The organism is Pseudaminobacter soli (ex Li et al. 2025), from assembly GCF_029892515.1.
GTDB classification, from domain to species: Bacteria; Pseudomonadota; Alphaproteobacteria; order Rhizobiales; family Rhizobiaceae; genus Pseudaminobacter; species Pseudaminobacter soli_A.
Genome location: NZ_JARXVF010000003.1, coordinates 393431 through 406758, shown reverse-complemented (window position 1 = coordinate 406758; position 13328 = coordinate 393431). Strand labels below are relative to the sequence as shown.

13 protein-coding genes are annotated in these 13328 nt (G+C 63.5%); 10 read left to right on the top strand and 3 right to left on the bottom strand.

Annotated elements, in window-relative coordinates; all coding sequences use genetic code 11:
* Positions 1 to 176 precede the first annotated feature (176 nt).
* The 8 genes from M2281_RS16355 to M2281_RS16320 all read left to right on the top strand — a co-directional run bounded on the left by M2281_RS16355 (position 177) and on the right by M2281_RS16320 (position 9456).
* A complete protein-coding gene (locus M2281_RS16355; RefSeq protein ID WP_280822234.1) occupies positions 177 to 1778 on the top strand; it encodes a flavin monoamine oxidase family protein in 1602 nt (533 codons plus the stop codon).
* A gap of 44 nt (positions 1779 to 1822) precedes the next feature.
* Positions 1823 to 2236 (top strand): c-type cytochrome, encoded by a 414-nt coding sequence (locus M2281_RS16350; RefSeq protein WP_280822233.1) that lies wholly within the window; start codon positions 1823 to 1825, stop codon positions 2234 to 2236.
* A 156-nt stretch (positions 2237 to 2392) separates the two neighbouring features.
* Positions 2393 to 2893, top strand: a complete 501-nt coding sequence (locus M2281_RS16345; protein WP_280822232.1) for a RidA family protein — start codon at positions 2393 to 2395, stop codon at positions 2891 to 2893.
* A 141-nt stretch (positions 2894 to 3034) separates the two neighbouring features.
* Entirely contained in the window at positions 3035 to 4315 is a 1281-nt protein-coding gene (locus tag M2281_RS16340) for an acetylornithine deacetylase/succinyl-diaminopimelate desuccinylase family protein (RefSeq protein ID WP_280822231.1), read from the top strand.
* 142 nt (positions 4316 to 4457) lie between these two features.
* Complete coding sequence (locus tag M2281_RS16335; protein ID WP_280822230.1) at positions 4458 to 5939, top strand: ABC transporter substrate-binding protein; 1482 nt, start codon at positions 4458 to 4460, stop codon at positions 5937 to 5939.
* A 78-nt stretch (positions 5940 to 6017) separates the two neighbouring features.
* Positions 6018 to 6965, top strand: coding sequence for an ABC transporter permease (locus M2281_RS16330; RefSeq protein WP_280822229.1), 948 nt, complete (start codon positions 6018 to 6020; stop codon positions 6963 to 6965).
* A gap of 5 nt (positions 6966 to 6970) precedes the next feature.
* Positions 6971 to 7834, top strand: coding sequence for an ABC transporter permease (locus M2281_RS16325; protein ID WP_280822499.1), 864 nt, complete (start codon positions 6971 to 6973; stop codon positions 7832 to 7834).
* Entirely contained in the window at positions 7831 to 9456 is a 1626-nt protein-coding gene (locus M2281_RS16320) for an ABC transporter ATP-binding protein (RefSeq protein WP_280822228.1), read from the top strand. Before M2281_RS16325 ends, M2281_RS16320 begins: the two co-directional genes overlap by 4 nt.
* Positions 9457 to 9471: 15 nt before the next feature.
* Here the strand turns inward: M2281_RS16320 and M2281_RS16315 are convergent, their stop codons facing one another.
* Complete coding sequence (locus tag M2281_RS16315; protein WP_280822227.1) at positions 9472 to 9957, bottom strand: NUDIX domain-containing protein; 486 nt, start codon at positions 9955 to 9957, stop codon at positions 9472 to 9474.
* A 44-nt stretch (positions 9958 to 10001) separates the two neighbouring features.
* Entirely contained in the window at positions 10002 to 10433 is a 432-nt protein-coding gene (locus M2281_RS16310) for a TerB family tellurite resistance protein (RefSeq protein ID WP_280822226.1), read from the bottom strand.
* Positions 10434 to 10543: 110 nt separating this feature from the next.
* On the opposite strand from M2281_RS16310, the gene M2281_RS16305 reads away from it, so the two are divergent.
* Together M2281_RS16305 and M2281_RS16300 are read left to right on the top strand one after the other, a co-directional pair.
* On the top strand, positions 10544 to 11329 hold the full coding sequence (locus M2281_RS16305; protein ID WP_280822225.1) for a TSUP family transporter: 786 nt from the start codon (positions 10544 to 10546) through the stop codon (positions 11327 to 11329).
* 93 nt (positions 11330 to 11422) lie between these two features.
* Complete coding sequence (locus tag M2281_RS16300; RefSeq protein ID WP_280822224.1) at positions 11423 to 11854, top strand: VOC family protein; 432 nt, start codon at positions 11423 to 11425, stop codon at positions 11852 to 11854.
* Here M2281_RS16300 and M2281_RS16295 read toward each other — a convergent pair whose 3' ends face one another.
* Complete coding sequence (locus tag M2281_RS16295; RefSeq protein WP_280822223.1) at positions 11855 to 13324, bottom strand: cobyric acid synthase; 1470 nt, start codon at positions 13322 to 13324, stop codon at positions 11855 to 11857.
* Positions 13325 to 13328 lie beyond the last annotated feature (4 nt).

Below are 13328 nucleotides of genomic sequence, written 5' to 3'. Positions count from 1 at the left end.
TGCCGTCGCGGCAATTGCGCCAGAACGGTGGACAGTTTGTTCCATCCGCCTGCGTCCGGTTGACACATGTGGCGATAGGCATAGGTTCGGGCCGCAACTGGGTGCCTATGAGCACAGATTTCCAGTCTGATATGGCACGGCTCCGCTTATGGGCCATGAGCCGGAAGGGTTAAAAGATGCAGCAATATAAATCACTTACCGGCATCAGCCGGCGAGATCTGTTGTCGTTGATCGGCGTGACTGCCGGCAGCGCGGTCATGTACCAGGCAATGACCAGCCTCGGCTTCGCAGCTGAGTCGGGCTACAAGGGGCGTATCAAGCTCGAAGGCGATCCCAAGGGCGCGTCGGTGCTAATCCTGGGTGCCGGCCTTGCCGGCATGACGGCTGCGCTGGAACTGCGCCAGGCCGGCTATAAGGTCCAGATCCTCGAATTCAACAAGCGTGCGGGAGGTCGCAATTGGACCATTCGCGGCGGCGACACCGTCACCGAACTCGGCGGCGGCACGCAGAAGTGCGAATTCGACGAGGGGCTGTACATCAACCCCGGTCCGTGGCGCATTCCCTATCACCACAACGGCCTCCTCGATTACTGCAAGCGGCTGGGCGTGGCGCTGGAGCCGTTCCAGCAGGTCAACCACAACGCCTTCATCCACAGCACCAATGCCTTCGGCGGCAAGCCGCAGCGCGTGCGTGACATCAAGACCGACTTCCAGGGCCATATCGCCGAATTGCTCGGCAAGGTGACCCAGAAGGGCAAGCTCGAAGGCGACGTCAGCAAGGAAGACCAGGAGATCCTGCTGTCGGCCCTGCAGTCGTGGGGTGCGCTGGACAAGGACTATGCCTATGCCAAGGGCGCGGTCTCGGCCGAATTCCGCGGCTACGAGAAGGATCCTGGCGGCGGCCTCGGCGGAGCTCCGATCCCGGGCGAGCCGATCGGACTTTCCGACATCCTGAAGTCGGGCCTGTGGGGCAGCCTGGCCAATTTCGGCCTCTACGAGTTCCAGACCACCATGTTCCAGCCGGTTGGCGGCATGGGCAAGATCGGCGAGGCTTTTGCCAAGCAGGTCGGCGACCTCATCACCTACAACGCCAAGGTCACCAAGATCGAGCAGGGCGAGAACGGCGTCACCGTGACCTATGAGGACACGGCCAACCCCGGCACCGTCCAGACAGCAAGCGCCGACTGGTGCGTCTGCACCATCCCGCTGACCATCCTGAGCCAGATCGATATCCAGGTCGGCGCGGCGATGAAGACGGCGATCAATGCGGTGCCTTATGCCTCGTCGGTCAAGGTCGGCCTGCAGTTCAAGCGCCGCTTCTGGGAAGAGGACGAACTGATCTTCGGCGGCGTCAGCTACACCAACCTGCCGATCACGCAGATCTCCTACCCGAGCACCAGCTACAACACGACCGGCAAGGGCGTGCTGCTGGGCTGCTACACCTGGAATGGCCCGAACTCCTACGAGTTCAGCGCCATGTCGCCTCAAGAGCGCGTCAAGCGCGCGGTGGAATACGGCTCGCAGATCCACCCGCAGTACAAGGACGAGTTCGAGACGGGCGTTTCCTGGGCCTGGCACCGCTCTCCGTTCACCCTCGGCTGCGCCGGCGACTGGACGGACGCGGCGCGCGAGGAGCACTACGACAATCTCTGCCAGATCGATGGCCGCATCGTGCTCGCCGGCGAACATGCATCGTACATCCCTGCCTGGCAGGAAGGTGCGATCCTGTCGTCGCTGAACGCGATCGAGCGCCTGCACAAGCGCGTGCTGCAGGCATGATGGCGACCCAACCCTCATCATCCAATTTCGGAAGGAAAGTCGTCATGACCATCCAGACAAAGCGGCCGCTCGGCCTCATCGCCGCCACGGCGTTCTTCACCGCCTTCGCCGCTGCGGGCGCCCTTGCCGACTCGGCCGGAGCGACCTTCAGCGACGGAGAAAAGTTCACCGAGAAGACCGGCGAAGCGATCTATTCCAACCTCTGCCAGGCCTGTCACATGAGCGAGGGCCAGGGCGCGGTTGGCGCAGGCAAGTATCCGGCTCTCGCCAAGAACGAGAACCTCGAGTCCTCCGGCTATCCCGTCTACATCGTGCTGCATGGCCAGAAGGGCATGCCGCCGGTGGGCGAGATGCTGAGCGACGAGCAGGTGGCCGCCGTGGTCAACTATGTGCGCACCCACTTCGGCAACGACTACAAGGACGAAGTGACGGTCGAAGAGGTGACCGGCGCGCGCTAACGCATTTTGCGGTCAGGCAAAATCGCCTGACTTTGCACGAATGCGGCTAGAACGATGAGATAGAGCGGGGTGCCACATCCCGCTCTGACACAGACAGGGCGGCCGGCTTTCATGCGGCAGCCGGCCGCCTCCCCTTCGAAAACAAGGAGATAAGCGATGAAGAAGATGCGGATCGGAGCTACCGCGCTTGCGGCGAGCCTCTTGATGGCGGGAAGCGCGATGGCCGAGGACGTTGTGCGCCACAAGATCCCGAATTCGGATTTCCCGATCGCCCAGGCTGTCGAGATTCCCGCCGGCAAGACCACGGTCTATGTCAGCGGCGCGGTGCCGAGCGTTGTCGACGACAAGGCCGACAAGGCCACGGTGGCCGCCTATGGCGACACCAAGGCTCAGACTGAGTCCGTTCTCAAGTCCATTGAAAAGACGCTCGCCTCCCTCGACCTGAAGATGGGCGACGTGGTCAAGATGCAGGTTTTCCTGGTCGGCGATCCGGAAAAGGGCGGCAAGATGGATTTCGGCGGCTTCATGGAAGGCTACAAGCAGTTCTTCGGCACCGAAGCGCAGCCCAACCTGCCGACCCGCTCGGTGTTCCAGGTGGCGGGCCTCGCCAACCCCGGCTTCCTGGTGGAAATCGAAGTGACGGCCGTCCGTCCCTGATTTCTTTTCCAGCTCTTCGCCGCCCCTCCTCCCGGGGCGGCGATTTTTCCAATACCCTGGCCCAAAGCGCTTCGCTCGACTTCGGCCAGACGACGTGTAGATTGAACTGGTCGTTACAGATCAAGGCAGCACGTCGCTCGCATGAACGAAAAGCTCCTCAAGACAATCGAAGACCGGGTCGACGACCTTGTCGAACTCACCGCCGATCTGATCCGTTTCCCGACCATCAACCCGCCCGGCGAGGCCTATCGCCCCTGCGCGGAATATATCGGCGAGCGCCTGAGGAAGCGCGGCTTCGGCGTTGAATATATCCGTGGCGAAGGCACGCCCGGCGACAGCGACCGCTACCCGCGAACCAATGTGGTGGCCCGCTTCGACGGCCGCACCCCCGGCCCGACCGTGCATTTCAATTCGCATATCGACGTGGTCGAAGCAGGCGACGGCTGGACCGTCGATCCCTTCGGCGGCGTGGTGAAGGACGGCCGCGTCTATGGCCGCGGCACCTGCGACATGAAAGGCGGGCTGGCCGCCTCGATCATCGCTGCCGAAGCCTTCATGGACGTCTATCCGGATTTCCCGGGCGCCATCGAGATTTCGGGCACGGTGGACGAGGAGTCGGGCGGCTTCGGCGGCGTCGCCTTTCTGGCCGGCAAGGGCTATTTTTCAAAGCCGCGCGTCGATCACGTCATCATCCCCGAGCCGCTCAACAAGGATCGCATCTGCCTCGGCCATCGCGGCGTGTGGTGGGCCGAGATCGAGACCAAGGGCGAGATCGCGCACGGCTCCATGCCCTTCCTCGGCGACTGCGCGGTGCGCCACATGGGCGCCGTGTTGGCGGCCTTTGAGGAAGAGCTGTTTCCGGCTCTCGACAAAAAGCGCACGAGCATGCCCGTGGTGCCGGAAGGCGCGCGACGCTCGACCATGAACATCAACTCCATCCATGGCGGCCAGACCGAGGATTTTCGACCCGGCCTGCCCTCGCCAAACGTGCCGGACTGGTGCCGCGTGACCATCGACCGTCGCTTCCTGCTAGAGGAAAAGCTGGACGACGTGAAGGGCGAAGTCACCACGATCCTTGACCGTCTGAAGCGCGAGCGGCCGAAATTCGACTACGAAATCCGCGACATCATGGAGGTGCAACCCATCATGACCAAGCGCGACGCGCCGGTGGTGAAGGCGGTGGCGCGCGGCATCCAGGAAATCTTCGACCGCGAGCCGGAATATGTCATTTCGCCCGGCACCTATGACCAGAAGCACGTCGCGCGCATCGGCCACATCTATGACTGCATCGCCTACGGTCCCGGCATTCTCGATCTCGCCCACCGGCCGGACGAGTGGGTCGGCATCGAGGACATGGTGCAATCGGCCAAGGTGATGGCGATCGGGCTCGACCTTTTGCTGTGCGGAAAGGCGGCTCGTTGAACCGGCAAAGGGTCTTTCCGCCACGATCCTTTTGCCGGGAAAGAATCCGTTTCGGGGAGTTGCATTGATACAAACGTGATTTACTCAGCGGAAGATTCACGTTTCTATCCAAGCTCGTGAAGGCAATGGGAGAAGGGCAACGATGAAATCCTGGAAGACGATCCTTGCGGCAGCCGCGATCGCGCTGGCGACAAGCACCGCGGCCATGGCCGCCCGAACCGACCTCGTGCTCGGCGTGGTGCTGGAGCCGCCGCATCTCGACCCGACCGCGGGTGCCGCCGCGGCCATCCGCGAAGTGGTCTATGCCAATGTCTTCGAGGGCCTGACCCGCGTCGGCCCCAAGGGCGAGGTTCTGCCTGACCTGGCCGAAAGCTGGACCGTTTCCGATGACGGCAAGGTCTACACCTTCAGGCTGCACAGCGGCGTCAAATTCCACGACGGCTCGGATTTCAGCGCCGAGGACGTGAAATTCTCGCTCGACCGCGCCCGCGCGCCGGAGTCGACCAACGCCCAGAAGGGCCTGTTCGAGGCGATTGACACGGTCGAGGTCGTCGATCCCACCACCGTCAAGGTGACGCTGAAACATCCGCAGGGCGCCTTCCTCTACAATATGGGCTGGGGGGACGCGGTGATCGTGTCGCCGAAGTCGGCCGACACCAACAAGGAAAAGCCGATCGGCACCGGGCCGTTCAAGTTCGACAGCTGGGCGCGCGGCTCCTCGATCAAGCTTGTGAAGTCCGACACCTATTGGGGCGATCCGGTCTATCTCGACAAGGTCGAGTTCCGCATCATCCCCGACGCTTCGGCTGCGGTGCCGGCGATCCTCTCAGGCGACGTGCAGGCCTTCCCGAACATGCCGGTGGGCGACAGCCTGTCCCAGCTGCAGTCGGATCCGCGGCTCAAGGTGGTGATCGGCTCGACCGAGGGCGAGACCATCCTTGCCATGAACAACAAGAAGCCGCCCTTCGACAATCTCAAGGTGCGCCAGGCGATCTCGCACGCGCTCGACCGCCAGGCGATCATCGACGGCGCATCGAACGGCCTCGGCACGCCGATCGGCTCGCATTTCGCCCCGCACAACCCGGCCTATATCGACCTGACGGGCACCTATCCGCACGATGTGGAGAAGGCCAAGGAATTGCTCAAGGAAGCCGGCCTCGAAAACGGCTTCAAGACCACGCTGAAGCTGCCGCCCCCCGCCTATGCCCGCGACGGCGGCCAAATCATCGCTTCCGAGCTGCGCGAGATCGGCATCGACGCCGAGATCACGCCTCTCGAATGGGCCGACTGGCTGAAACAGGTCTTCACCGACAAGGACTACGACATGACGATCGTCTCGCACACCGAGCCGAACGACATCGATATCTATTCGCGCAAGGACTACTACTTCAATTACCAGAACGCCGACTTCAACAAGGTGATCGACGAGCTGAACCTCACCTCCGACGAGGCCAAGCGCAAGGAGCTCTACGGCGAGGCGCAGAAGATCCTCGCCAAGGACGTGCCCGTGGGCTTCTTGTTCGAGCTGCCCAAGATTGGCGTGTGGGACGCCAAGCTCGAAGGCCTGTGGGACAACGCGCCGATCCTGGCCAACGACCTGACCAAGGTTAAGTGGGCTGATTGATCAACCAGCTGTTGAGAAACACTGCCCCGGAGCCGGAAACGACTTCCGGGGCAGTTTTTTTTTGGGCAGGCTGACACCATGACCGCCTACCTGACCAAACGGTTGCTGATAGCCCTTGTGACACTTGCCGTGGCGTCGGTGGTGGTGTTCTCGATGATCGAGATCGTGCCGGGCGACCCCGCGCGGCTTATGCTGGGCATGAACGCGACAGCCGACGCCGTGCAGGCGCTGCGCGACCAGATGGGCCTCGATCAGCCGCTGCTCGTCCGCTATTTCGAATGGGTCAGCCACCTGCTGACCTTCGATCTCGGCAAGTCCTACACCTACAATGTGCCGGTTCGCGACCTCGTCATGGAGCGGTTGGTCGTCTCCCTTCCCCTGGCCATCATCGCCCTGGCGCTCTCCGCACTGATCGCCATTCCGGTCGGCATCTTTTCCGCCGAGCGGCGCGGGCGCATGGCCGATACGATCTCAATGGGCGCCGCACAGATCGGCGTCGCCGTGCCGAATTTTTGGTTCGCGCTGCTGCTCATCTACGTCTTCGCCGTCTGGCTGCATTTGGTTCCGGCTGGCGGCTTCCCCGGCTGGAGCGCGGGCGTCTGGCCGGCGCTGAAATCGCTGATCCTGCCGGCCATCGGGCTCGCCCTTCCGCAGGCCGCGATCCTGTCGCGCGTGACCCGCTCGGCAATGTTGGAAGTGCTCGGCGAAGACTATATCCGCACCGCGCGCGCCAAGGGCATGCCGCGCAATGCCGTGCTGTGGCACCACGCGCTGCGCAACGCGCTGATCCCCGTTCTGACGATCCTTGGCCTGCAATTCGCCTTCCTTTTGGCCGGCACCATCATCATCGAGAACGTTCTTTATCTCCCCGGCCTCGGCCGACTGATCTTCCAGGCCATCACCCAGCGCGACCTGATCGTGGTGGAGAGCGTGGTGATGCTGCTGGTGGCGGTGGTGGTGCTCGTCAACCTGCTGGTCGACCTCTCCTACGCGATCGTCGACCCGCGCCTGAGGACAAGACGATGACGATCATGGCCGACGAGCCCGTCCCCGAGCCGCAGCCCGGCTTCCTTGCGCTTGCGCTGCGCAACCGCTCCTTCGTCGTCGGCGCACTGCTCACGCTGTTCATCGCCGGCATGGCGCTGCTGTCCTTCTTCTGGACGCCCTATGACGTGACCAAGCTGGTGGTGGCCGACCGCATGCTGCCGCCCTCCTCCACGCACTGGTTCGGCACCGACCAGTTCGGCCGCGACGTGCTGTCGATGATCATGGTAGGCGCGCGCGCTTCCATCGCCGTTGCGCTGGTGGCCGTGGTGATCGGCATGGGCATCGGCGTGCCGCTGGGCTGTTGGGCCGCCGCGCGCGGCGGCATCGTCGATGAGGTGCTGATGCGCTTCAACGACGTGGTGTTCGCCTTCCCTGCCCTTGTGATGGCGATCCTGATCACCGCGATCTTCGGGCCGAGCGCGATCAACGCCATCATCGCCATCGGCATATTCAACATTCCGGTCTTCGCCCGCGTGGCGCGCGCCGGCGCACTTTCCATCTGGCCGCGCGAATTCGTCCTCGCCGCCCGCGCCGCCGGCAAGAGCAAGGCGCGCATCACGGTCGAGCATATCTTGCCCAACATCGCCAACCAGCTTCTGGTGCAGGGAACGATCCAGTTCGCGCTCGGCGTGCTGGCCGAGGCCGGCCTCTCCTATGTCGGGCTCGGCGTGCAGCCGCCGATGCCGAGCTGGGGCCGCATGCTGTTCGACGCGCAGACGCGCATGATGGTGGCGCCCACTTTGGCGCTGTTCCCGGGTCTTGCCATCGTCATCACCGTGCTTGGCCTCAACCTGCTCGGCGACGGCATCAGCGACGTCATCGATCCCAAGTTGAGGCGCCAGCGATGAGCCTCCTGGAAATCGAAAAGCTGTCGCTGAACATCGGCCGTGTCCCGATCCTTAGGGATGTGGACCTGTCGCTCAACGCCGGCGAGGTTATGGGGCTGGTGGGCGAATCCGGCTCGGGCAAATCGATGACGGCGCTTACCGTTATGCAACTCCTGCCGAGCGTGGCGAAGGCCAGCGGGCGCGTCCATTTCGACGGCATCGACATCCTCGCAGCACCCGAACCGGCCATGTGCAAGCTGCGCGGCAACGAGATCGGCATGGTGTTCCAGGAGCCGATGACCGCGCTTAATCCGGTGAAGACCATCGGCGCGCAGGTGGCCGAAGGCGTTCGCTGGCACACCGGCGCCTCGCGCGCCGAGGCAGAGGATCGTGCTCGAAGAACCCTCGACCGCGTCGGATTGCCGGCCAAAAAATTCCCGCTGTCGCGCTATCCGCATGAGCTGTCGGGCGGGCAACGCCAGCGCGTCGTCATCGCGATTGCCTGCGCGCTGAAGCCAAAGCTCTTGATCGCCGACGAGCCCACCACCGCGCTCGACGTGGTGCTGCAGGCGCAGATTCTCGACCTGCTGCGCGATCTGGTGGACGAGAACCGCATGGGCCTGCTCTTGATCTCGCACGACCTTGCCGTCGTCACCGAGATGTCGGACCGCATCACGGTCATGCGCCATGGCGAGGTTATGGAGACTGGTGAGACGGCGCCGACCCTTTCAGCGCAGGAGCATCCCTATACGCGCCAGCTCGCCCAGGCCTCCATGCATGTGCCGGCGCGGGCAAAAATTCGCGGGACCGAACAGCCAACGCATGACCTTTTGCAGGTCGAGGCCGTGACGCGCGACTATGCCGGACACCGCACCTCGCTGTTTCGCAAGCCCGAGCCGATGCGTGCAGTGGACGATGTGTCCTTCTCGATGAAGGAAGGCCAGTCGACGGCGCTCGTCGGGCGCTCCGGATGCGGAAAGTCGACGCTGGCGCGTATGATCCTGGCGCTCGATCAGCCGACCGGCGGCACCATCAGCTTCATGGGCGAGCAGTTGACCGGTCGCGACGAAGCCACGCTGAAACCGGCGCGGCGCAACATGCAGGTGGTCTTTCAGGACCCCTACGGCTCGTTCAACCCACGCCACAAGGTCGAGCGGCTGGTGGCCGAGCCCCTACACACGCTGGAAAAACAGCCTGGAGCCGGCGAACGCCACGAACTGGTCGCGCGCGCCTTGCACGAAGTAGGCCTGAAGCCGGCCGACATGGACAAATATCCGCACGAATTTTCCGGCGGCCAGCGCCAGCGCCTGTCGATCGCGCGCGCCATCATCACCCGGCCCAAGCTTGTGGTGGCCGACGAGCCGGTCTCGGCGCTGGACGTTTCGATCCGCGCCCAGATCCTCGACCTCTTTGCCGACCTCAACCAGCGGCTGGGCGTGGCCTACCTGTTCATCACGCACGACCTATCTGTCGCGCGCGCCATTACCGACGATGTGATGGTGATGCATGATGGCCAAATCGTCGAGCGCGGCAAGACTTCCGACGTTCTGGACTACCCCCAATCGGAAGCGGCCAAGGCGCTCGTCTCCGCCTCGCCCGACCTGCGCCGGGCAATCGCCAAACGGCTGCAGGAACAGGGGTAGTCGAAGCGCCGACCGCTAGATCATCTGGAATTTCCCGGTCTTCTTGAACCGCTGATAGGCTTCGATACTGCGTGCCATATTGGGCAGCATTTCCGGCAACGCGTCGACAGCGAACCATCCAACGGCGCCGCTCTCGTCATCGGTGACAGCTGCCTCTCCCTCGAAGGAGCGGGTGTAGAACATCAGCGCGAAGAATTGCACCTGATCGCCATTCGGAAATACGAACGTTTCGTACTGTGGGTCACAGCCGAATCCGAACGGCTCGACATCCCTAACGATCAGCCCGGTTTCTTCGGCGGTCTCCCGAAGCACCGCCGTTTCCAGGCCTTCGCCTTCCTCTGCACTGCCACCGGGTAGCCCCCATAAGCCGAAATCGGTCCGCTGTTGCAGCAATATCCGACCGTCATCTCGTTCGATAACGATCCGCGCGCCCGGCATCAGGACGAGACGATCCCCGATCAATGCCCGAAGTCGTCCAAGATAGCTGTCGGCAAAGCTCACAGGAAAACTCCGTCAACGGCAGCAGATCATGCGGCGAAAACGCCTCACCCCGCCGGCTTCACCACATCCGCCGGGTTGACGCCGAGCATGTCGATCGTGCGGCGCAGCAGGCGCACCTCGTTTTCCGACAGATGCGCGTCGGCCTTGGCGATCTCGGCCATGTGGCGGGCAAGCTCTTTGCGCCGCTCGATGTCGAGGTCCTGGAACATCGCCACCGCCTGGGCGCCGGTGGTCTCATAGCCATAGTCCTGGAGGTATTCGACCACCGCGTCGAGGCTGTCGCCGGCAATGCCGAAGGACTCCTCACAGATGCGGCGGAACACCGCCAATTCGCTCTCGCTTACCTCTCCATCGGCGAGGATCATGCGGAAGAGCAGCAAAAGTTCGGCTGTCAGCACCGGATCGTCCGCGACCTTGCGGACACCGGGGTCGCCTTCGAAAAGAGTGCGTATCTGCGCCAACAAGCCCCGTGCCATCGAATCCTCGCTCCTGCCTTGCCCGGATTGGTAGCGCGAAATCCGGCTTGCGCAAACCGGCTTGGTGTGATCGAACCGGCAGACCTCGCCTGCCTTGCACTGGCCCCCCGATGATCGACCTTGCGACCCAAACCATCGCCCTTCTTGCGATTGCCGCCTTCATAGCCGGCTTCGTCGACTCGATTGCCGGAGGCGGCGGACTGATCACCGTGCCCGCGCTGCTCATCGCCGGCTTTTCGCCGGTCGAGGCGCTGGGCACCAACAAGCTACAGGGCCTGTTCGGGTCCGGCTCGGCCACCATCACCTATGCCTCCAAGGGCCATGTCGACCTGCGTCGGCAGTTGCCCTCGGCGTTCATGTCGTGCTTGGGCAGCATAGCGGGCGCGCTGCTGGCCACCGTGCTGCCGGCGAAACTGCTGAGCCTGGTTCTGCCCTTCGTGCTGGTCGCCATCGCGCTGTACTTTGCGCTGAAACCCAACATGAACGATGTCGACCGCCACGAACGCATGTCGCCGTTCCTGTTCGGCCTCGTCATCGTGCCGGCCATCGGTTTTTATGACGGCGTGTTCGGCCCGGGGGCCGGGTCGTTCTTCATGCTCGCTTTCGTTGCCCTGCTCGGCTACGGCGTACTGAAGGCAACGGCGCATACCAAGCTGCTCAACTTCGCTTCCAATATCGGCGCCTTCATCGCGTTTGCCTTTGTCGGCGTGATTTCGTGGAAGGTTGGCATTGTCATGGGCGTGGCGCAATTTCTGGGCGCACGCCTGGGCGCGCATATGGCAATCCGCAATGGCGCAAAGCTCATCAAGCCGCTGCTGGTCGTCACCTGCATCGCGCTGGCAGTGAAGCTCCTGATGGACCCGACCCATCCGCTGCGGCTGATGGTCGGCGTCTGACAGGCAAGCGCGCACCGGCCCGAAAATTTCGAATGACCGGGGAACAAGCTTCCGGCACCATGGCTTATCCGTGGCATAAAACCGGAGAGAGCCATGACCACCGTCAGCCCCATCGAGCCGCCGCGCATTTTCCCCACCTTCCGCTACCGTGATGCCGCCGCCATGATCGACTGGCTGGTGGACGCTTTTGGCTTCATCGTTCGCGCCCGCTACCACGACGACAAGGGCGTGGTGCAGCATGCCGAGCTGGCGCTTGGCTCGTCTATGATCATGATCGGCACGGCGAGCGGCGACGGCTTCGGCAATCTCGTCGGCGCGCCAGGGCCGAATGGCGGCAAGGCGACCTATGTCGCCGTGGACGATGTCGAGGCGATGCATGCCCGCGCCGAAGCCGCCCAGGCAAAGATCCTCGAGGGCGTTGTAGAGCGCAGCTACGGCAGCAAGGAATTCATCTGCGCCGACCCCGAGGGCAATATCTGGTCGTTCGGCACCTATTGGCCGAAGGCGAACGAACCGGCGGATTGATTATCGCGCAGCCGCGAAGATCGCGTCCACATCGAGATGCGTTTCGAGATGCACCGCGATCTCGTCCAGCGCGCGTTCGACCTCGCCGCGATAGTCTATCCCCGCGCCCTTGATGCCGAGGCTTTCAAGGAACCTGGCCCGGAAGGCATCGGCACCGAACAGACCGTGCAGATAGGTGCCGAAGACTTTTCCGTCAGCCGAGGTGGCGCCGTCGTCCGTATTGTTGATGACGGTAACGGGTCGCAGACAGTCTGGCCCGGCGGTTGCGCCGAGATGGATTTCATAGCCCTCCAGCGGCGTGTCGAAATGCACCGAGCGCGCGGTGGAATTGCGCACCGTCTTTTCCGGCTCCATCACCGTCTCGATGTCGAGCATGCCGAGCCCTTCGGCTTCCTTCACCGAACCTTCGATGCCGTGCGGATCGCGTACCATGCGGCCGAGCATCTGGTAGCCGCCGCAGATACCGACGACATGGCCGCCACGCCGGCGATGTGCCGCGAGGTCGCGGTCCCAGCCGTTTTCGCGGAAGCCCAGAAGATCGGCGATGGTCGATTTCGACCCCGGGATGACCACCAGCCCCGCATCCGCAGGCAGCCGCTGGCCCGGCGGCACGAAAATTACCTCCACCTGCGGCTCGGCGCGCAGTGGGTCGAGATCGTCGAAATTGGCAATGCGACCGAGCATCGGCACGGCGACTTTCAGCGCCCTCTGCTCGCCGGCCGTCAGGCGTTCGAGGATGACCGAGTCTTCCGACGGCAGCAGCGCCGCAGCTTTGAGCCACGGCACGACACCGAAACAGGGCCAGCCGGTGAAGCGGTTGATGGCCGCAATCCCGTCGTCGAACAGGGTCACGTCGCCGCGGAACTTGTTGATGAGGTAGCCAACGATCATGCGCCGGTCTTCCTCCGGCAGGATCAGGTGCGTGCCTGCAACCGAGGCGATGACGCCGCCGCGGTCGATATCGCCGACGAGGATGACCGGCACGTCGGCGCGCGTGGCAAAGCCCATATTGGCGATGTCGCGCGGGCGCAGATTGATCTCGGCCGGCGAGCCGGCACCTTCGACGATGACGAGGTCGGCATCCTCGCCCAGCTTCTGCCAGGAATCGAGCACGGCGCCCATGAGTTGCGCCTTCATGGCCTGATAGTCGCGCGCCTTGGCCTGGCCGAACACCTTGCCCTGCACGACGACCTGCGAGCCGACATCGCTTTGCGGCTTCAAGAGCACCGGGTTCATATGGATCGACGGCGCGACGCCACAGGCGATGGCCTGCAGCCATTGCGCGCGGCCGATCTCGCCGCCCCCGGTCTCGCCCGGAATGTCGGCCACGGCGGCGTTGTTGGACATATTTTGGGGCTTGAACGGCCGAACCTTCAGCCCACGCTTCTTCGCCGCCCGGCAGAGGCCGGCGACCAGCACCGTCTTGCCGACATCCGAGCCTGTGCCTTGAAGCATGATTGCCTTGGCCATGTCG

What these genes read in the sequence shown, in the direction of transcription:
- M2281_RS16340 (WP_280822231.1), top strand. Translation starts at nt 3,035, where the DNA reads ATGAACGAAAAGCTCCTCAAGACAATCGAAGACCGGGTCGACGACCTT.
- M2281_RS16320 (WP_280822228.1), top strand. Translation starts at nt 7,831, where the DNA reads ATGAGCCTCCTGGAAATCGAAAAGCTGTCGCTGAACATCGGCCGTGTC.
- M2281_RS16305 (WP_280822225.1), top strand. Translation starts at nt 10,544, where the DNA reads ATGATCGACCTTGCGACCCAAACCATCGCCCTTCTTGCGATTGCCGCC.
- M2281_RS16330 (WP_280822229.1), top strand. Translation starts at nt 6,018, where the DNA reads ATGACCGCCTACCTGACCAAACGGTTGCTGATAGCCCTTGTGACACTT.
- M2281_RS16355 (WP_280822234.1), top strand. Translation starts at nt 177, where the DNA reads ATGCAGCAATATAAATCACTTACCGGCATCAGCCGGCGAGATCTGTTG.
- M2281_RS16325 (WP_280822499.1), top strand. Translation starts at nt 6,971, where the DNA reads ATGGCCGACGAGCCCGTCCCCGAGCCGCAGCCCGGCTTCCTTGCGCTT.
- M2281_RS16295 (WP_280822223.1), bottom strand. Translation starts at nt 13,324, where the DNA reads ATGGCCAAGGCAATCATGCTTCAAGGCACAGGCTCGGATGTCGGCAAG.
- M2281_RS16335 (WP_280822230.1), top strand. Translation starts at nt 4,458, where the DNA reads ATGAAATCCTGGAAGACGATCCTTGCGGCAGCCGCGATCGCGCTGGCG.
- M2281_RS16310 (WP_280822226.1), bottom strand. Translation starts at nt 10,433, where the DNA reads ATGGCACGGGGCTTGTTGGCGCAGATACGCACTCTTTTCGAAGGCGAC.
- M2281_RS16300 (WP_280822224.1), top strand. Translation starts at nt 11,423, where the DNA reads ATGACCACCGTCAGCCCCATCGAGCCGCCGCGCATTTTCCCCACCTTC.
- M2281_RS16345 (WP_280822232.1), top strand. Translation starts at nt 2,393, where the DNA reads ATGAAGAAGATGCGGATCGGAGCTACCGCGCTTGCGGCGAGCCTCTTG.
- M2281_RS16350 (WP_280822233.1), top strand. Translation starts at nt 1,823, where the DNA reads ATGACCATCCAGACAAAGCGGCCGCTCGGCCTCATCGCCGCCACGGCG.